24 protein-coding genes and 1 other annotated feature (1 of these 25 running past the window's edge) are annotated in these 18,787 nt (G+C 51.5%); of the genes, 2 read left to right on the forward strand and 22 right to left on the reverse strand.

Annotation, left to right across the window (positions count from 1 at the left end):
• Positions 1-196 precede the first annotated feature (196 nt).
• The 13 genes from spoIVA to NSQ46_RS19210 all read right to left on the reverse strand — a co-directional run bounded on the left by spoIVA (position 197) and on the right by NSQ46_RS19210 (position 10,797).
• Positions 197-1,675, reverse strand: coding sequence for a stage IV sporulation protein A (gene spoIVA, locus NSQ46_RS19150; protein ID WP_007129814.1), 1,479 nt, complete (start codon positions 1,673-1,675; stop codon positions 197-199).
• A 459-nt stretch (positions 1,676-2,134) separates the two neighbouring features.
• Entirely contained in the window at positions 2,135-2,893 is a 759-nt protein-coding gene (locus tag NSQ46_RS19155) for a hypothetical protein (RefSeq protein ID WP_312889585.1), read from the reverse strand.
• A gap of 18 nt (positions 2,894-2,911) precedes the next feature.
• Complete coding sequence (locus tag NSQ46_RS19160) at positions 2,912-3,271, reverse strand: 2Fe-2S iron-sulfur cluster-binding protein (RefSeq protein WP_007129812.1); 360 nt, start codon at positions 3,269-3,271, stop codon at positions 2,912-2,914.
• A 60-nt stretch (positions 3,272-3,331) separates the two neighbouring features.
• Complete coding sequence (locus NSQ46_RS19165; protein ID WP_342574402.1) at positions 3,332-3,922, reverse strand: hypothetical protein; 591 nt, start codon at positions 3,920-3,922, stop codon at positions 3,332-3,334.
• A gap of 42 nt (positions 3,923-3,964) precedes the next feature.
• Positions 3,965-4,144: a DUF2768 family protein gene (locus NSQ46_RS19170; RefSeq protein WP_007129810.1), complete on the reverse strand. Its 180-nt coding sequence runs from the start codon at positions 4,142-4,144 to the stop codon at positions 3,965-3,967.
• A 144-nt stretch (positions 4,145-4,288) separates the two neighbouring features.
• Entirely contained in the window at positions 4,289-4,564 is a 276-nt protein-coding gene (locus NSQ46_RS19175; protein ID WP_007129809.1) for a stage VI sporulation protein F, read from the reverse strand.
• Between the two features lie 64 nt (positions 4,565-4,628).
• Entirely contained in the window at positions 4,629-5,669 is a 1,041-nt protein-coding gene (locus tag NSQ46_RS19180; protein ID WP_007129808.1) for an NAD(P)H-dependent glycerol-3-phosphate dehydrogenase, read from the reverse strand.
• On the reverse strand, positions 5,662-6,291 hold the full coding sequence (gene plsY, locus NSQ46_RS19185; protein ID WP_007129807.1) for a glycerol-3-phosphate 1-O-acyltransferase PlsY: 630 nt from the start codon (positions 6,289-6,291) through the stop codon (positions 5,662-5,664). Before plsY ends, NSQ46_RS19180 begins: the two co-directional genes overlap by 8 nt.
• 11 nt (positions 6,292-6,302) lie before the next feature.
• Positions 6,303-7,625 (reverse strand): ribosome biogenesis GTPase Der, encoded by a 1,323-nt coding sequence (gene der, locus NSQ46_RS19190; RefSeq protein WP_007129806.1) that lies wholly within the window; start codon positions 7,623-7,625, stop codon positions 6,303-6,305.
• Positions 7,626-7,834: 209 nt separating this feature from the next.
• Entirely contained in the window at positions 7,835-9,058 is a 1,224-nt protein-coding gene (rpsA, locus tag NSQ46_RS19195; protein WP_007129805.1) for a 30S ribosomal protein S1, read from the reverse strand.
• A 117-nt stretch (positions 9,059-9,175) separates the two neighbouring features.
• The gene (locus NSQ46_RS19200) at positions 9,176-9,769 is read right to left on the reverse strand and encodes a lysophospholipid acyltransferase family protein (RefSeq protein ID WP_007129804.1); all 594 of its coding nucleotides are present in this window, start codon (positions 9,767-9,769) and stop codon (positions 9,176-9,178) included.
• On the reverse strand, positions 9,766-10,464 hold the full coding sequence (gene cmk / locus NSQ46_RS19205; RefSeq protein WP_186332844.1) for a (d)CMP kinase: 699 nt from the start codon (positions 10,462-10,464) through the stop codon (positions 9,766-9,768). Before cmk ends, NSQ46_RS19200 begins: the two co-directional genes overlap by 4 nt.
• Before the next feature lie 192 nt (positions 10,465-10,656).
• Complete coding sequence (locus NSQ46_RS19210; RefSeq protein WP_245255945.1) at positions 10,657-10,797, reverse strand: YpfB family protein; 141 nt, start codon at positions 10,795-10,797, stop codon at positions 10,657-10,659.
• On the opposite strand from NSQ46_RS19210, the gene NSQ46_RS19215 reads away from it, so the two are divergent.
• Positions 10,780-10,968: a hypothetical protein gene (locus NSQ46_RS19215; RefSeq protein WP_040738557.1), complete on the forward strand. Its 189-nt coding sequence runs from the start codon at positions 10,780-10,782 to the stop codon at positions 10,966-10,968. The genes NSQ46_RS19210 and NSQ46_RS19215 overlap by 18 nt on opposite strands.
• Before the next feature lie 56 nt (positions 10,969-11,024).
• Here the strand turns inward: NSQ46_RS19215 and NSQ46_RS19220 are convergent, their stop codons facing one another.
• The 6 genes from NSQ46_RS19220 to NSQ46_RS19245 all read right to left on the reverse strand — a co-directional run bounded on the left by NSQ46_RS19220 (position 11,025) and on the right by NSQ46_RS19245 (position 15,469).
• Complete coding sequence (locus NSQ46_RS19220) at positions 11,025-11,687, reverse strand: flagellar brake domain-containing protein (protein WP_342574408.1); 663 nt, start codon at positions 11,685-11,687, stop codon at positions 11,025-11,027.
• A 181-nt stretch (positions 11,688-11,868) separates the two neighbouring features.
• On the reverse strand, positions 11,869-13,218 hold the full coding sequence (ypeB, locus tag NSQ46_RS19225) for a germination protein YpeB (protein WP_028403646.1): 1,350 nt from the start codon (positions 13,216-13,218) through the stop codon (positions 11,869-11,871).
• Between the two features lie 89 nt (positions 13,219-13,307).
• The gene (locus NSQ46_RS19230) at positions 13,308-13,454 is read right to left on the reverse strand and encodes a hypothetical protein (protein ID WP_007129800.1); all 147 of its coding nucleotides are present in this window, start codon (positions 13,452-13,454) and stop codon (positions 13,308-13,310) included.
• Between the two features lie 76 nt (positions 13,455-13,530).
• A complete protein-coding gene (gene prsW / locus NSQ46_RS19235) occupies positions 13,531-14,226 on the reverse strand; it encodes a glutamic-type intramembrane protease PrsW (RefSeq protein WP_007129799.1) in 696 nt (231 codons plus the stop codon).
• A 57-nt stretch (positions 14,227-14,283) separates the two neighbouring features.
• Positions 14,284-14,895 (reverse strand): genetic competence negative regulator, encoded by a 612-nt coding sequence (locus tag NSQ46_RS19240; protein WP_007129798.1) that lies wholly within the window; start codon positions 14,893-14,895, stop codon positions 14,284-14,286.
• A 202-nt stretch (positions 14,896-15,097) separates the two neighbouring features.
• Complete coding sequence (locus tag NSQ46_RS19245; RefSeq protein ID WP_007129797.1) at positions 15,098-15,469, reverse strand: hypothetical protein; 372 nt, start codon at positions 15,467-15,469, stop codon at positions 15,098-15,100.
• Positions 15,470-15,562: 93 nt separating this feature from the next.
• On the opposite strand from NSQ46_RS19245, the gene NSQ46_RS19250 reads away from it, so the two are divergent.
• Entirely contained in the window at positions 15,563-16,477 is a 915-nt protein-coding gene (locus NSQ46_RS19250) for a polysaccharide deacetylase family protein (protein ID WP_342574411.1), read from the forward strand.
• A 61-nt stretch (positions 16,478-16,538) separates the two neighbouring features.
• Here the strand turns inward: NSQ46_RS19250 and NSQ46_RS19255 are convergent, their stop codons facing one another.
• From NSQ46_RS19255 to NSQ46_RS19265, 3 genes are read right to left on the reverse strand one after another with little or no spacing between them, the layout of a single operon-like run.
• Positions 16,539-17,354: a metallophosphoesterase gene (locus tag NSQ46_RS19255; protein WP_342574413.1), complete on the reverse strand. Its 816-nt coding sequence runs from the start codon at positions 17,352-17,354 to the stop codon at positions 16,539-16,541.
• Positions 17,351-17,764, reverse strand: a complete 414-nt coding sequence (locus tag NSQ46_RS19260) for a hypothetical protein (RefSeq protein WP_342574415.1) — start codon at positions 17,762-17,764, stop codon at positions 17,351-17,353. The genes NSQ46_RS19255 and NSQ46_RS19260 overlap by 4 nt, the downstream gene beginning before the upstream one ends.
• Complete coding sequence (locus NSQ46_RS19265) at positions 17,751-18,350, reverse strand: CPBP family intramembrane glutamic endopeptidase (protein ID WP_007129793.1); 600 nt, start codon at positions 18,348-18,350, stop codon at positions 17,751-17,753. Before NSQ46_RS19265 ends, NSQ46_RS19260 begins: the two co-directional genes overlap by 14 nt.
• Positions 18,351-18,587: 237 nt before the next feature.
• Positions 18,588-18,787, forward strand: a binding site (T-box leader); it runs 33 nt beyond the window's last position.

Here is an 18,787-nt window from a genome sequence, read left to right on the forward strand (position 1 = left end):
AATTATACGTGCAATCGGGTATTTTCCCCTATTTCGCGTTTCGAATGCATGACGCGGAACAAATTTATAGTAATACAGCCATCTCATAATTTCAAGCGTTTTGCTTTAGCGGACCGGAGAAAACACGAAAAACAGCCGCTAATCGGGACTTTTGGCCCGTTAGCGACTGCGTTTTCACCACCATATTGGCGCTCACTTACAGAATGATTGCGATCAGACCGCCGGAGCCCTCGTTAATAATCCGCCCCAGCGTTTCCTGAAGCTTGTATCTGGCATTGTCCGGCATCATCGCGATTTTGCCCTGGATGCCTTCCCGGACGATGGAATGGAGGGACCGGCCGAAAATATCGGATTCCCAAATTTTGATCGGATCGTTCTCGAAGTCCTGCATCAGATAGCGGACAAGCTCCTCGCTCTGCTTCTCGGTGCCGATAATCGGCGAGAACTCCGATTCGACATCGACGCGGATCATATGAATGGACGGCGCGGTCGCTTTCAGTCTGACCCCGAAGCGGGTGCCTTGGCGGATCAGCTCAGGCTCATCCAGCGCCATTTCGGCAAGGGAAGGTGCGGCAATGCCGTATCCGGTCGTCTTGACCATCTCAAGCGCCTCTGCGAATCGGTCATACTCGCGCTTCGCATGGGAGAATTCCTGCATCAGCTGCAGCAGGTGGTCTTTGCCGCGGATTTCTACCCCGACGACCTCCATCAAAATGCGGTCGTACAATTCGTCCGGCGCGAAGAGGTCAATCTCGGCCACACCCTGCCCCATATTCATGCCGCTAAGTCCGGCCCGGTCGATAAAGTCATATTCCATGAACTGGCTTACGACCCGGTCGACATCGCGCAGACGGCGGATATCCTTCACCGTATCCCTTACCGAGTTCTCATAGTTGCTGCGCAGCCAATGGTTCTCGTTCAGCACCATGACCCAGCTCGGCAGGTTGACATTCACTTCATGAACCGGGAATTCATACAATACTTCACGGAGAACCCCAGTGACATCATCCTCGGTCATCGTGGCCGCGCTGAGCGTCATGACCGGAATATCATATTTCTCGGCCAGCTCGTTGCGGAGCTGCAGCGCCTCCTCGCTTCGAGGGCGGGTGGAGTTGATGACGACAACGAACGGCTTGCCAACTTCCTTGAGCTCCTCAATGACCCGCTCTTCCGCCTCGACATAGGAGCTGCGCGGGATTTCCGCGATGCTTCCGTCGGTCGTGACGACAACGCCGAGCGTGGAATGCTCTTGGATGACCTTGCGGGTTCCGATTTCAGCCGCCTCCTGGAACGGAATCGGCTCCTCAAACCATGGCGTGGAAATCATTCGCGGACCGTTCTCATCCTCATAGCCTTTGGCCCCTTCCACGGCATACCCGACGCAGTCCACCAGTCTTACGTTGACCTCTAATCCTTCCGTTACTTTGATCTGCACCGCATTGTTCGGTACAAATTTCGGTTCGGTGGTCATGATCGTTTTTCCTGCAGCGCTTTGAGGCAGCTCATCGACAGCTCTTACTCGATCCGCCTCGTTCGTAATGTTCGGGAGTACAACCGTCTCCATAAAACGCTTGATGAAGGTTGATTTTCCCGTACGGACGGCCCCGACGACACCTAAATAAATGTCCCCTCCGGTCCGTTCGGCAATGTCCTTAAAAATGTCCACTTTTTCCAAAAGAGATCCCCTCCTCAAATTACTCCGAAGGAAAAATGCTTTAAGAGCATCCGCTTCGTGTTCCACTCATAGCCAAAGCCATTGCAACAGATGAGCAGCTTTCACCTTTGTCGCCAGCAGTCCGCCGCCGTAGATTCCATGGGTTTATGGATGGAAACGGCAAAGCGGCGTAACTCGTACATGCATTTGGACTAGTAACATCTTATGTACCGGGTCTAAAAATATGACGGTTGCCCACGATGTCTCCGTCCATTTTTTTTGCTTTGATAGATACTTCTCTTAACTCGATCATGCTATGGGCAACCGGCATCATGCCCGCACGACTCTTTCAGATTATGTGTATGTCGCGATCTTGATAGATATTCCACTAGATTGGCAATATGGATAAACTTTTTGATCGATAGAAAAAGAGCATTCCCCAGTAGTTTAACCTACGAAGGGAATGCTCTATCGAATTATTCAGGTTGCCGGCTGCGCAACCGGCTGTTGATTCATCCAGGCATACGGCACGGATTTCACCGGAACGAAATAGGATTCCTTCTCCAGGAAAATCCTTAAGTCCTCGCCTTCTTTGGGCTCAGAGCCATCCTTCTGGACGGCCTGCATAATATCGAAGGCATAATCGGCATACACCTTGCCTGCCTCATCCATGATGAAGGTCATCTCCTGGCCGGAGAATACGCTCATCAGCTTCAACGATTTGGCATCGGTCTTTGACAGGTCCACCGCCTTATAGCCGGGATACAGCGTCTCACCGGCCGGCAGGGCTCCGTCATTGCCCATTTTGTACAAATTGACGGCACGCTGTACATCGTTGACCGCTTGAACGGTTGTCAAATCCATCACCTTGACGGTCGGATCACTTTCTTCATTAATGATCAGAAAATAGCCGGTTCCTCCTTTTTCAAAGGCGGTCGCCGGGATTTGATCGATATATCCGCGGTTCTTCAGCAGTTCAAGGTCTACCCGGTACTTCTCATAACGCGGCACCTCTGGCCCTGCCGTAATGATAGGCAGCACCCCTTGCTCCTTAAAGTAATCATCAACCGCGGATTGAATCCGCTTAACACTCTCTCTATAAGAAACTTTATTCTCGCCCGCTCCCTCGTCAGGATACAAGCATCCGGTCATCAGCAATGAGAACAACACCAGGACCAGGGCTGCAAAAAGGGGCTTTGCACTTTCTGCAGTAGGAATCATCCGATTGATCCTATTCAAATCAACATCATCCTTCGCTTAAATAAAGTCATCCGCATCCCGGTTTCGTGCGGCCTCCAGCTGTTTGCGGATAGCCGCCTTCAGCGGATCCTCGGGAATGCTTACCTGTAAGTCTCCAGTGATCTTCGTCTGGCAGGACAGCCGGTAGCCCTGCTCCAGCAGGGCGGAGCCCAGCTTCCTCCGCTCCTTGTCCTCAGGGGGCAGGCACGACTCGCGCTCTCCCTCCGGGATGATCACCTTGCACATCAAACAGCCGGCTTTGCCGCCGCAGCGGGTCGGGATGCGCACGCCGGCCCGGCGGGAGGCGTCCAGCACGTTCGTCAATGGACGAACCTTGGCCTTCTTGCCATCCGGCTGAAACAGCACCTCGTAATCCAATGGCTAGTGCACTCCTCTCCTGCCTTGTATGTATGGGACCGTGCAGAGCACCATCGGCACTCAAATCAAATGGTCAAGCAGACCGCTCAAGGTCGAACGATGCTGCATGTTGAGCCTGTTCCGGGTTAAGATCTTCGAGAGCAGCGGAAGATGCTCATTCGGGTTCAGCAGGATGGCAGCGGCAGTCGCTTCATACCGGTCCGGCCTGGCTCGCAGCACATTGAATACCAATTCATGCGACAGCGGCATTAAACGGACAACCGTGCCCTGAATCCGATGCTCCGGCGCCGCATGATGCAGCAGCGGACCGATTTCCACACGATATTCGGATCCCCCCGTCATGACGGTAAAGCCACCCACCAGCTCGATAGATACGCCGTACCGACCATAGTGGCTCAATATGGAGGCATACATACCTTCTTGATCCAGGTGAGGCGCGTCTTCCGCCCAATCGGCAAGCGAGGCATGCAGCTCATGGACGCTTTCCGCATCCGTATAAATATCGATATCTCTCGGCGGCTTGTCCAGCTGTACGCCTTGAAGAAGCAAGCTGCAGCTTCCTCCAAGCACCCACGGCTGATCCGTAAGGTTCAGCTTGCAGACAGTCTCGTACAGCAGGCTCTCAAGCCCTGGCAGATCACTCAGCTTCATTCGGCACCCCTTTTACCATCTTGACGCGATCCTTTCCTGTTGTTAAATAATTGAAGCCAGTCCAATGATGAAGCCCACGATCATCATCATAAAGGCCACGAACGACAAACCACCGCGTATAAACCCCTTGGTCTTGCTTCGCGCAAGCGTAACGACGATGACGGACAGAGCCATAATCAACAATGCGACAAGGGACAGCCACATCTTTTGCATCGGATCCATGTCACGAAACTCTCCATTCTCTCATGTAATATTCAACCTATTATACCATGAAAACCGCATCCGCTCATCCAAGCGCTGCCCAAAAAGCAAAAGCCGCCACCCGAGAACGGGCGCGGCTTCGGCGCCAAACACGCTTATGCGAACCTATTTGTTCATCATCATTTTCATCAAGGCTTCCATATTGCTCGGATTCATCCCGCTCTTCTTAACAGCTGCAATAATTTCCTGAACCGTATCTTCACTGACAGGTATATTCGCCATGGACGATACCTGCTTGATCAGCTGACGGAGCTGGGCTTCATTTTGCATGGTAGACGGTTTTACCGTACTAGCCAGCTTATTGACAGCCCCTGCAGAAATTTTTTTGCCGCTTTTTTTGTTAATCGCGTTCAAAACATCCTTGTGAAAGCTTTTGCTCATTTCCACCCCTCCTCCGGGCATCCTCAACTTAATATATGAGGAAGTCCTCGGATTGGTGAATAAGCTAGGTATGCCATTGCTCCCAAGTTTCGAGCGGCATCATTTCCATCTCGGTCTTCGGCCCGCGTCCCATCAGCCCTTCCACAGCGCTTCGAGGGTCGCGGTTTTCGAACAGCACGTGATATAACTGGTCCGCAATCGGCATCTGGACGCCGTACTTTTGAGAGATGGTATAGGCTGCCTTGGTCGTCCGAACGCCTTCCACAACCATCCCCATGGAGCTTAACACCTCATCCAGGCTCTTGCCCTGTCCCAGCATGGAGCCTGCACGCCAGTTTCGGCTGTGTCGGCTCGTCGCGGTGACGACGAGATCGCCGATTCCCGCGAGGCCGGCAAAGGTTAACGGGTTCGCCCCCATCTCCATGCCGACGCGCAGCATCTCGGCAATGCCTCTCGTAATCAGCGCCGCTTTCGCATTATCGCCAAAGCCGAGCCCATCGGACATGCCCGCTCCGAGCGCGATAATGTTCTTTAAGGCACCTGCCAGCTCAACGCCCAGCATATCCCGGTTCGTGTACACCCTGAAATAGGTATTCATGAATAAATCTTGAGCGGCTTCGGCCGCGTTCGCATCCGCGGAAGCCACGACTACGGTCGTCGGACACCGTCTTACCACCTCTTCCGCGTGGCTCGGCCCCGATAACACGACGATCCGTCCTTCCTCACAGCCGAGTTCTTCGGCAATTACCGTTGACATCCGCTTTAACGAATCGAGCTCGAAGCCCTTCGTTGCATGGATGACAAGCATCTCGTCATTCCAGTGCTCCTTAAGCTGCCCGGCAACCTCACGCATGGCTGAGGATGGAGCGACGATCACGACGGCAGCTGCCGATTGAACGGCTGCTTTCATATCGGTAGTCGCTTGTATATTGGAGGGGAGTGTTATCCCCGGCAGATACCGATTGTTGGTGTGTGATTCGTTAATCTCCCGAGCCTGCTCCTCCGTTCTGGTCCAAACCCACACTTCCCGGTTGTTGGAAGCGAGAACGCTTGCCAGCGCTGTTCCCCAGCTTCCAGCAACGAGAACGGCCACTTTGTCAGACAACGCGCTTTCCTCCTTTATCCTTGCCTTTACCGCCGGAGCCGAGCTTGTTCTCGCGGCCCTGTACGATCTTCACAATGTTGCTGCGGTGTCGCCAGAAGGCGAATATGCATATTATGAGACTTGTCCAAAATACCGGCCAAGGATACCCGGCAATCAGCAAAAATATCGGTGTAAGCACAACGAAAATAAGAGACCCCAATGAAACGTACCGGGTAAATACAATCGACGAAATGGCGATGATGCCTGCATAGAGCGCAGGCAGGAAGCAGAGCGTTGCAAGCACGCCGATCGCCGTCGCGATGCCTTTGCCCCCGCGAAAGCGGAAATAAAGCGGCCAATTATGGCCAATTATGGCTGCAATGCCGCAAAGACCCGGCAGCCATTCATTGTCTCCGCCCAGCCACCGGCCAATCCATACGGCTGCAATGCCTTTGAGAACGTCGAGTGCAAGCACCAGGATTGCAGGTCCCTTTCCAAGGACACGAAGGGTATTGGTCGCCCCTGCGTTGCCGCTGCCGTGCTGCCGTATGTCGATTCCCTTGAGAAACTTGGCAAACAGCACGCTAAAGCTCACCGAACCCAATAAATAACATACAAGTATCGCTACGATCTCCAGAACCAAGCTATTCTCCCCTAACTCTCATCAGACTTTCTTCGTGTAAATATCCTGATGGGTGTACCTTCAAAATCAAATGCGGCCCGGATCTTGTTCTCCAGATATCGTTCATAAGAGAAGTGCATCAATTCCGGGTCATTAACGAATACAACCATCGTCGGCGGTTTGACCGCTACCTGTGTTGAATAGTTAATGCGCAATCTTCTGCCTTTGTCTGTAGGAGGCGGGTTGATCGCAATCGCATCGGAGATAACGTCATTCAGCAGATGCGTCTGGACGCGCAGCGAGTGCTGCTCTGCCACATGCTTGACTACCGGCAGCAGCTTATGCAGCCGCTGTTTGGTCTTGGCCGACAGGAATACGATCGGCGCATAGGTCATGAACAGGAAATGGTCCCGGATCTTGCGCTCGAACTGCTGCATCGTCTTGTCATCCTTCTCGACGACATCCCATTTGTTGACAACGAACAGGGAAGCTTTTCCGGCCTCGTACGCATAGCCGGCGATATGCTTGTCCTGCTCGATAATGCCCTCTTCGCCGTTAATCAGAACCAGAACAACGTCCGCCCGCTCAATGGCGCGCATGGCGCGCATGACGCTGTATTTCTCCGTCGTCTCGTACACCTTGCCGCGTTTTCGCATGCCGGCCGTGTCGATCAACACATAACGCTGACCGTCCTTCTCGAATGGGGTATCGATCGCATCGCGGGTAGTGCCGGCAATATCGCTGACGATGACCCGCTCTTCGCCTAGGATGGCGTTGACAAGCGACGATTTCCCAACGTTCGGACGTCCGATCAGCGCGACACGGATCACGTCCTCATCATAGTCGTCGTCCGCCAGATCCGGCAGGTTCTCAACGACCACATCCAGCAGATCTCCGATCCCGGTGCCGTGGCTTCCGGATATGCCTACCGGATCGCCGAAGCCAAGGGAATAGAATTCATAAATATCTTCAGCGCGCTTCAAATTATCCACTTTATTAACCGCGAGAATGACCGGTTTGCCCGACCGGAACAGAATCTGTGCCACTTCCTCGTCAGATTGCGTCACACCGGTCTTCGCATCGCACATGAAAATAATGACGTCTGCTTCTTCGATTGCCAGCTCAGCCTGCATCCGGATCGACTTCAAGATCATGTCGTCTCCGTCGATCTCAATTCCTCCGGTATCGATCACGCTGAACGCTTTGCCGTTCCATTCGGCGCTTCCGTATATCCGGTCTCGGGTTATGCCCGGTTTATCTTCAACAATGGCCAGTCTATCGCCGATCAGCCTGTTAAAAATCGTTGATTTGCCAACATTTGGCCTTCCGACAATGGCCACTACGGGTCTTGCCATATTCACTCCTCCTGTCAATTCTTACGATTATCATCATAGCAAAAATCGTTTCAATTGGCTAACCTTTCATATCATTTCTATTATGCTCTTCCCCATGTTACAACATCCGCTTGCTTTCGTCCCTAACAAAAACAAACGGCGAACCCAGAAATGTGGGTTCGCCGACTCGTTATGACAGGTCAATAGACCGTACATGACAATTTTCGGGCTTACTTGAACTTGCTCAGCTTATCGCCAAAGCGCTCTCCAAGCGTTACGCTCATACCCTGATTGTTCAAAGAAACGTTCGGGTTGTCTTTCAGATCGATTTTAGGACCTTTGGACGGTTTTTCTGCTCTAGGAGCTTGTGCCGGCGCTTCCTCTGTTTCTTTAATGCTCAAGCTTACGCGCTGCTCGGAAGGATTGATGTCAAGAACTTTCACTTGAACTTCCTGTCCTTCTTTCAGCACCTCTTGCGGAGTGCCGATGTGCTTGTGCGAGATTTGAGAAATATGAACCAGGCCTTCTACGCCAGGAGCCAATTCAACGAATGCGCCAAAGCTTACAAGACGCTTAACGACGCCTGTAACGATGTCGCCGGTGTGGAATTGCTCGCCTGCAGTTTCCCAAGGTCCTGGGCCGGCAGCCTTGATGCTGAGGCTGATTTTTCCTTTTTCAGGGTCAACCTTAAGCACCTTCACGCGAACCTGATCTCCTTCGGACAATACGTCGGAAGGCTTATCCACGTGGTTCCATGCGATTTCGGATACGTGAACCAGTCCGTCAACGCCGCCTACGTCAACGAATGCGCCGAATTGGGTCAGACGCTGCACCGTGCCCTCGAGCACTTGACCTTCTTTAAGCTCGGCCATCACCTTTTGCTTGTTGGCTTCGAATTCCTCTTCCAGAACGTCCTTCTGGGAAAGGATCACCTTGTTGTTCTCACGGTCAAGCTCCTTCACTTTTACGCGAAGCGTGCGGCCTTTGTAGTCGCTGAAATCCTCTACAAAGTGACGCTCTACCATGGAAGCAGGGATAAAGCCGCGTGCGCCAACGTCTGCTACAAGACCGCCCTTAACGACGTCTGCAACAGTCACTTCGAACACGTCTTGTGCTTCGAAATGCTTCTCCAGTTCATCCCAAGCGTTCTCGGCGTCGATTGCGCGCTTGGACAGAACAAGGCTTTCCTTGTCGTCGTTAATGCTGACAACCTTGCACTCAACCTCTTGGCCAACCTGAACCGCATCGGATGCGTTGTCCAGCTGTACAGAAGACAGTTCGCGAACAGGAATTACGCCGTCGTATTTATATCCAATGCTTACATAAGCCTGGTTGTCCTCCAATTTGACGATCGTCCCTTTCACGGTGTCCCCTTTTTTCAAGGATACGATTTGGTCGAGCTGCTCCTGGCTTTGCATTTCAGCAGACTCTTGATTTCTTGTTTCTTCCGACATGTCAAATAACCTCCTCAATTCAAACCCCATTTATTTAAACTCGCATAGGCGAAGTTCAAAACATAATTGCTGTAGTATCTTTCCATGAAAATGGCGCTTTTTATGCATCAAACCGATTCATCCGTTCACGGTCGGCTTACCGGTTGCCCGCATTTCATGGATTTTACTCATAATGATTTCAGTTGCGGCATCGAGCGCTTCCGGCGATTTGTCGCCTTCGAAACGGGATAAGTCTACGGGTGCTCCGTAAATGATCTTAACCTTCCGAAACAGCTTGTAATCTCCGATGATCGCCGCCGGAATGACCGTCGCGCCGCTCCGGAGCGCAAAGCTTGCCGCCCCCCGCTTCGCTGCCGTTGCATCCGAATTCCGGGTGCCCTCCGGGAAAATCCCCATCACTTCACCCTGACGCAGAATGGTCAGTGCGGTCTTGATCGATTCCTTGCTGACGCCGCCGCGCTTTACCGGAAATGCGCCAAGCTTGTCAATCAGCCATCCGAATACCGGAATTTTGAACAGCTCCGCTTTCGCCATAAATTTAACCTGGCGCTTCACGTGAATGCCGACCGAAATCGGGTCGCGCACGCTGAGATGATTGCTGCAGATCAGTACGCCGCCCTCGGAAGGGATATTATGTACGCCGACAGATTCAAACCGGTACAGAATAGCGAACAAACCGCGGACTACCGCTCTGCAAAAAACGTAAATCATGCCTTCCTCTCCCCATCCAATACAGTTTCGCAATATGAAAGAATCGCTTCGACCACCTGGTTGATATCCATATGCGTCGTATCCAGAACGATGGCGTCCTCCGCACATCGAAGCGGCGATACTTCACGCTCTGCATCGAGACGGTCGCGCTCTGCGATATCATGTTCCAGCTGTTCCAGCGTAATGCTCTCGTCGCGAAGCTCATTGAACCGGCGGAGCGCTCGCTCCTTGACGCTGGCCGTCATGAAGATCTTGAGTTCAGCGTCCGGTAGAACCGTAGTGCCGATGTCGCGTCCGTCCATGACGACGCCTTTCTGTGTCGCCATTTGCTGCTGCAGATGGACAAGCTTGGTCCGCAAGCCTTCGATCCGCGCATACTTGGAAACGGATGCACTCACCTGATGCAATCGGATATACGGTGTGACATCTTCCCCATTCAACAACACCATTTGGCCTGTTTCATGCGGTTTTAATTCAATCACCATATTTTGCGCATGTTGAAGCACTTTTTCGTGATTTTCTGCATCAATTCCTTGATTCAGCATAAACCAAGTGACCGCCCGGTACATGGCGCCGGTATCCACATAGATGTATTGAAGCCTGCTGGCCACCATACGTGCTACTGTGCTTTTACCCGCCCCTGCAGGACCGTCGATGGCAATATTGATTCTGTCCTGGTAACCTGTCCCCTGCATAACCAACGGGGCATTCCTCCTCAAAACGTACGTCTCCAGCCCATCTGTCGCTTCTAGCATTTTTCATGAAACGGATCAAATGACAGATGATTTTAGAGAAAATAAGATAAGAAAGTGCAAGATTAGACTCATACCTTCTTAACCTTCAAGAAAAAAGCAGGCGCCTGCCTGCGACGTGAAAATTATACCACACTAGCTGGAGTGATGCAAAAGAGAAGGGGTGTTTCCCCCCATCCAATCGTTGACATTTTGCTCGTTTACGGGGACTCCCTCCATCTGCTGAACCGGCGAAATATAGGGCCTGGCAGGCTCATAATGCAGCAGCAGCTGCATGATCACCAAAGCTGCCGCGAGACCGATCAGCACGCGGAAGAGCAGCTTTCCGGCCAGCGCTTCCAGGGCTTGTCCGATCGAATCTTGCGCTTCACCGGGCTCTATTTCCCGCTGCCCCCTGATCGATTTGCTTTGCTCCTCGGTTATGACACAACATTCCTTCCATCATGAAATTTCCGGTAGTGTGCCACAGCCTGAACGAATATATGCATCCAGGCGGTCAGAGATTATCGATTTCGCAAATCAAACTGTCTCTCGAAGCAGTACCGGATCAGTTTTTGACGTTCCATGTCCAGAATCTGGGTGAATTTCATCATAACGATGCTCCGGCCCATGGGAAGCTCTTTCAACCGGACGACTTCACCTTCGAATGGGATATGCTCAACCGATCCGTTCTTATAGGGAACCAGAATCCAGCAATCCAGAAGATCCCCCTCTTTGAGCGACTGGCCTGGCTCCAAATAAAGCGAGATGCCGCCGCCCCCGACATCCTCGGTCTTGGTTAGAAACCGGGCTCCGTCCTTTGCCGTCACGGCTACTTCCAGCTCGGATTGTACCCGTAGGAAGCCTCTTCTCTGCACCTTCGTAATCTGGTCGGACTCCGGCTTCTTGATCCGCACCAGCTTGATGACGTCCTCATGGTGGCTCAGCACATAGGAATTAAAATAATTCTTTACACCGCCTTCGGTCAGAAAGTAAGCGGATATCTCATCGCCGATATAAAGCTTCTTCAGTCTTCCTGTTCCTTCTTGAAGGGGAACCTCCATATAAATCGATTCGCCGTCCATGTCGGAAATGCGGGATTTATACAAGACCTCGGCTTCCTTCTGATCCCCCGTATCGAGCTGGATATAGAGGACCTCATTGATCTTCGGATACAAAGCGCTCACCTACTATTTCTTCATAATCAATATTTCCCATTATATCACGGGCAGGCGGTCTTTATGGGATAATTTGAACGAATTTCGCGCGGTCTGTCGAGCCTTGTCCTTCCATGTTTCTCCATCATACAAAAAGCCGCCCAAGCAATGAAGCTTGAGCGGCCCGCCCTCAAAACGTCCGTTTGTTATTTTATCGAATTCCGGCTTGCGCGTCTTTTACGACTTCAACCGTCTCTTCCAGTCCGGTATCCGCATTGATATAGATCCGATACTGCGACCCGTTGATGCGCCCTCCAAATTCATAGCACAGCACATCCTCGTTGCGGTCGTTTTTGATTAACGCCTTGCGGTTGTACAGAATTTTGTACTCCGGGTTCAGCGTTTTCTTCGCTTGGGCGAGCTTCAGCTTAGGCTGCGGAATCTCGCGCTTGATCTGGTGCTCGTACACAAAATCGCTTGCTTGAAATCCGAGGACCTCCCCGTTGTCCATGGCTGAACGGACCGTGATCTTCTCCGGATAGATGAGAACGCCGTCCTCCTCACGCACGAAGGAGAAGTTGGCCATATTGTCATATTGGTCTGCGGACACCGCCGTCATATCGGTATAGCCTTTTCTAGCAAGAAAATCCTGTGCCTTATCGATGGCATCCTGCACGGAAACTTTCTTCGCGCCCACATTGCGCTCCTTCGTGTACGCGATCAGCTGGCCGCCCTTCTCGGTGAAGTCCATGCTGATCTTGTGGCCCCGGTTTTGATTCACATGAACGGTATAGGATGACCAATCGGTCCCCTTCCCGTTTTGGGTTACCCGTACCCTGGCGTTCCCGTCCGAATCCGAGAATTTCAGCGCTTTGCGTTTGACGTCCTCTGCGGAGACAGGCATGCCGGCCAATTGCTTCACGGACCTGCGGTCGTAAATGCTGCTGACCGAAGGGCCCCAGTCCAGCTCGGGATAAGCTTCGACCTTTTTGTCAACGGTTCTAAAGCCGTCGATAATGGAGTTGTCCTGCGTATTGTTCGACACGAGCGCAGTTTCGACATCCATCCAGCGAAGCCCGCTGGCAATGACCTTGTTCTGCACCGATTGAAGATCCTTCGTAATTTCACCGGAATTGGCGTAGAGTGTTTTGAGCGTCTTGACTTCATTTTCGCTCAGCGGCTCCTTCGTCAAATCACGAACGCCTGTCTTATAGGCGAAATTAGAGATGCGGGACAGGAATTCTTCCGTCTTGTTGAACGGCAGCAGACCCAGTGGCAGCTGGTTGATCTCATTTTGAGCTTCGCTCGTAATGCGCCAAACGTTCATGAGGCCTTTCCGGTGCATTCCCTGAGAAGTGGAGCTGACGGCGAGCGTATTCCCTAACTCGGTATGCAGCCGGTCCATATGATAGGACAAATCATGAAAGGCGCGTTGATACTGGTTTTCTGCATTAATCAATATCGCGTTCTTCTCTTTGTTCTCCTGATATCCCCACACCAAAGCCCCGATCAACAAAACGGTGGCGACAGGGAACAGAATCGCGCTAAGTCGTTTATACATGATGCGTTAGTCTCCTTTCTTCTACTCACTGCCGTTAGTTTGACTAGAAAAAAGAAGTCTTATGCATCGCTGTACGATCACTTCATGTTTTAGAAATCTTCCTCAATCTCGAAATGATCACGATTGTTGCATAAGCATTGCTTAAAGCCGGTCTCGATCCGGCCGTGCTCCTTCTTTCCGCGAAGAATGAAGCGCTCGCCGCAATCCTTGCACAAAATTTTCACCTTGATACGCAAAAAAGACACCTCCAGAGCTATATTGGCGTTTATGCCGTCAGCGTAAGCGCCTATAGCCCCAGTGTGTCCTTTTTGATTACGTGTTAATCTCTTCCTCCCGGTTGATGAAACGAAAAGGCGAGCGATTGTTTGCTCTGGAGATTTTCCCCATGCCTCCGTACCACAACAGTACCATCAGCGGAACGATAAACCAGATCCACGTATGCGTCAAGAGGTTTAAAATCAAATCATACAGTCCATGCCATATCCAAGGGACGATGAACGAAAGAGCCAGATAAAACCTCTTCCGATTCTCCCCTGAAAACCTGGCGTGCCCGATATAGTAGCCCATAATAACGCCAAACATGGCGTGACCGGACACCGGGAGCAGCGCTCGAAGGAACATGGGACCGAATGCAGCCTGGCTGTACCATGCGTACAGCAAATTTTCTACTGTAGCAAAGCCCAACGAAATCGCCGCAGCATATAGAATCCCGTCGTAAGGCTCATCGAATTCCGTATGGTTGAAAATAATGTGATACATGACAAACCATTTCAAAAACTCCTCAATGCCCGCAGATACGAGCAATGATTGGACAACCGGATGATCGCCGAGCCAAAGTATCATTCCCCGCTGCAGAATCATGACAGGAAACACGATCAGAACCCCAAGCAGAAATACCTTGATGACCATATGCAAAGGTTCCTGATCATACCTGTCCTTCAGGTAAAAATACGTGAGCAACGCGAGTCCCGGCGCCAAAGCCGACGCTATGATCGAGAACACCAGCACCAAAATTCCCCTCCGTTAGTTTCGAGCCTCTAGTCCGGCACTCACGCCCACATTGTATTAATGCTGACGCTGGAAGTGACTGCAAATAACCTCAATCGCTTGCTGAGGCATGATCTTCTTCCCGTACTCCTCCAGCATAGCCTCCGTTACCGAGGAGGATTCGCCGAATTCTGCCAGAACTGCAATGATCGCCGGCAACTTGTCGCTCTGAAGCTCCTCTGGCTCCAGATACAAAAACCATCTATCCATATAGTGATAAAGCGTACCTGCTCCGTCCACGAGGTCCTTCAGCATATGCGAAGCTTCAATGAGCACTTCGAAATCCTGGAACACATAGACGATTTTATCACTTTCATCCAGCGTTACTTCCATTTCATAAATCTCGTCCGGCATATCGTCTTCGGACAAGCCGCCGAAATGATGATCGTACTTCCCTCTCGTCACAATTACCACCATGCCCTGGGCAGGCAGTGCAAACACCTCAACGGCAAGCGGTCCGGTGGCATCAAATCCGAGCTCACTGTATGCCTGATCCATCATCTCTGTAAACAGGTCATAAACTTTAGGTATTTCCTGCCACATTTCTTCCTTCTGGATCCCACGCTCACTCAGATCGTCAAACGTGAGGAAAATCCGTATCTTATCTTGACTCAAACGTTCTATTTTCATGACAGGATCCTCCTAACGTATACAAAAGTTTATAACAAATTATGATGTCTGGATTATGACGTGATAAAAATGGTTTTATATAATTGATTTTATCATTTAATACCCGTAAATGCACGTAAATATGTAGTTTAAGAAAAAAGAATCATTCACAGGGATGGAAGGATGGTTTCCCCACGGAATGATTCAAAAAGAATTGCATCGTTTACAATCCCGGTAAGACGGTATGCGTTTCTTTCAAGATTTGCTCAACCTCTTGTTTCACGTCCGGATTGCTGCGGATAAAATCCTTCAGCTGCTTCAGGTTGGCAGCCTTCGAATTAGACGATGACGATACCCCTGCAGCTCCAACGGGATTAGCGGAATCATGTCGGCTTGAACTGGGACGCACGCTTTCTTGGCTTGAGCCATTGTTATTCCCGATTCCGTTTTGAATCTTGCTTAAAGCGGTGTCGGCGAAACGGCCAACATTAACGTCTTTCATCATCGAGGCAAGTGACAAACTGCCTTTGCGGGATATCATACGGCTTGCTACCGCACCGATGATTACACCGTACAGAAATGACGAAGTCTTCACAAATGATACCTCCTTCTATGTTAAACTCAGGGTTAGTGTTCTCGCGCCGGAGGCAACTCATGCTACATAAATACAGGAAAGAGAGATGGAATCATGGTTAAAACGACAACAAAGATCATCCTGCTGGCCTGCTGCATTCTGCTCAGCGCTTGCGGAAACCAAGGAAACGGCCAGAACCATAGCGTGCCCGCTGAATCAGGCAATCCGATTAAGCCAGATACGAAAACGGCTGAGCCGGTGACGCCTCAGGAACAAGAAGCCCCTCCTGCTGCCGCCGATAAGGAGTCGAGCGGAACTGCCGGCGGTACGAAAGTACCCAGCACTGCTGATGAACAAGCCAGCGAGCAGCCGGCAGCTGATGAGAAGCCGGAACTCAAGTATCACATGAATAAGGTGTACCGCATCGTCCCGAATGACGAATCCGTGCCTTCTAAGGTCGTGCTGCTCACCTTCGACGATGGACCGAAGGATGCGGACATGATCAACCGACTGATCGACACGCTGGACAAGCACCAGGCCAAGGCTATTTTCTTCGTTAACGGATACCGTGTAAAAGCCAATCCCGAGCTGCTCAGCATCATCCATGACCGGGGGCAAATCATCGGCAATCACGCTTGGGACCATATCGACTTGAAGCAGGAGAGCCAAGCAAAGGTCCGTCAGCAAATTGAAGATGTACAGCAAATTGTAAAGGATACGATCGGTACGGAGCCTGCGTTCTTCCGACCTCCGTTCGGGTCGGGCGGAGATGCCGTCAAGGATATCGCTTCAGAGAATGACTTGCTGTACATGACATGGTCGAACGGCTCGCTGGACTGGGAGAGCAAAAATAAAAACAAGCCCGAGGCGGTCATCAACAACGTGCTGGAGCAGCTCCATCCGGGCAGCAATATTTTGATGCATGAGCTTCCCTGGACGGTCGAAGCGCTCGATGATCTGCTGACCAAGCTGGAAGCCAAAGGTTATGGTTTCGTGGATCCCCGGGCGATTGAGCCTCAGATCCGCTGATTACAACACAAAAAAAGCCTTCTTCTCCTTGCTTTATCTGGAAGGAAGAATGAAGGCTTTTTCACATTTTACGCAAAGTCAGCACATGGTACTCCGCCGGGCATAACAGCCGTAGAGGGATGTGCGAGGTTCCGAAGCCCCGGCTGATCAGCATGCGCGTGTCCGGAAGCTTCTCGCTTGCAGCCCTTGGGATCGAATACCAGCCGGACTTAAAGGATTTGTAGAAACGCTCGAGCCGGACCGCGCCCGCAAGCGGAAGCACGATTTGTCCGCCGTGCGTATGGCCGGCAAGCAGCAGATCACAATTCGCCTCTTCCCTGCCCTTAAGCCAAACCGGATCATGCACGAGCAAAATATGGTATTCGTCGCCGTGCAGGCTGCCTTTGAATTGGGAATAAGGATGCCGCTTGCTCTTAGGCTGGCGAATGCCGCTAAGGGAGACGTAGTCATTCCCGACCGTGATCCGGACCGTTTTATCGCTCAGCAGGGTCACGCCGGTTTCCTTCAGCACCTTCTTCACCGCATCCTTGCCTGCGTACAAATCGTGGTTGCCGAGGACCGCATAGACGGGTGCAACCCGCCGGAGCACCTCCATGTTATGCCTCAGCCTCTCCAGGGGAACGCCTCGCTCCGTAATGTCGCCGCCAAGCAGGACGCAGTCTACAGGCTGCAGCGCAGCCATCAGCTTCCGTTCCGACAACTCCCTCCGATGGATATCGGTCAGGAACAGAATCCTGAATCCGTCAAAGGACGCCGGGATTCGCTCCGTCACCACTTCTTCCTCGCGGACCCGGTAGCCCTTCGCTTCGGCGCTCATCCAGCCTAGAACACCGACTCCCGCTGCCGCAGCACCCGACAGCCACAACCATATGCTCATAATAACTCCTTTATCAGCTCGCTTACGGGCGGCGCCCCGATCAGCCCCCACCACAGCAAGCTGGCCATCAATAAAATAAATATGACGATTAATGAGTTCACAAACCATTTGCTCATCCGAACACGGTAGGAAGAATATGTATGCGTTCGCCGCGGAGCTGTGGCTTCCTCCATGTTGTCCTGGGTGGCCGATTGCTTTCTGCGGGACCGTGATAACCCTTCTTCCGCGCTGGCTGTGTATGTCCGCCGCTCTTCGGCCATCCTCGGCTTAGACCGGCTAAGCCCGGTATATTCACCAGCATCCTGTCTTGTCGGCTTTGCTGCCGGCGATGGAGGCGAGACAGAAGATGCTTTGTTCTTCCGGCCTTTGTTTCGGCTCCGGTGTCTTTCCATTCTGCTAAGTTCGTTCATTCTCCTCTTTCCTCCGAAATCGAATCAGCATTCCCGAAATGAAATCGATCAGGAAATGGCACAGGATCGGTGCCCATAATGTTCCCGTATAAATATAGACAAGACCAAGACCGTAGCTGCTCAAGAATACCCAGCCGGTCGGAAGCCAATGCTTCAGATACCTGACATGGATCAATGCAAATAAAATGCTGGTCCAATATGGCCCGAATGCATGCTGAATCGCTCCCCGAAACAGAAGCTCCTCGCATACGGAAACGACGATCGCTATAACGAGAATATGCCATACTGGCCGATTCCGGAACAGCATCTCGTTGATTCCCCCGTCATCCATACTGTCCTCGGACACAAAGCGGGATAGTATCAAATCCACAACAAGCATGGCCGCTGCAAGCCCCAGCCCCCAATACAGAAACTCCAGCTCCTTCGGCACAGCGAGAAGCGCCAGTGGGTTCCGACCCTGGAACAAAATCCAGATCAGGCCGACAATGAGCGTGAGCGCTTGGGTCAGGTACAAATTAATAAGAAGAAGTCGGTCGTTTAGCTGGTGAGCTTCGATTCTTTTCACTCTTATTTTAAATTTTTTCATAGAAGTTGTGCCTGTCTTTCATCTTTGTATTTGAACGGTTCGATGCTTCTTCACCCTAAATCCGACAAATCCAGGGCTAATGCGAAATATGGCGGGCATATGCATCATAGCAAATTCTTGGCATGACATTCAAGGCTGCCGTAAGCATAAGACCGTTTATTGCCCTATTATACCGATGATCGCCACCTATTGACACAATGTAAAAGCCATGATACATTATGAAAAAATTAATCTCGTACAAAACCGATGATGGAAATAAGAAGCTGTTACGCCTGCAGAGAGCCGATGGTTGGTGAGAATCGGCGGCGGAAGGTTATTCTTGAGCGTTCCTGAGATATTTCGCTGAAATCAATAGTAGGCGCAAATCGGATGATTCCGTTACCAATCATGGTCTGATAAGACCGCTTGAGGCTGTTCGAGTTTACGGACAGCGAATA

Origin of the sequence: Paenibacillus sp. FSL M8-0142 (genome assembly GCF_038597315.1) — a bacterium.
Taxonomy (GTDB): Bacteria; Bacillota; Bacilli; order Paenibacillales; family Paenibacillaceae; genus Paenibacillus_AQ; species Paenibacillus_AQ lactis.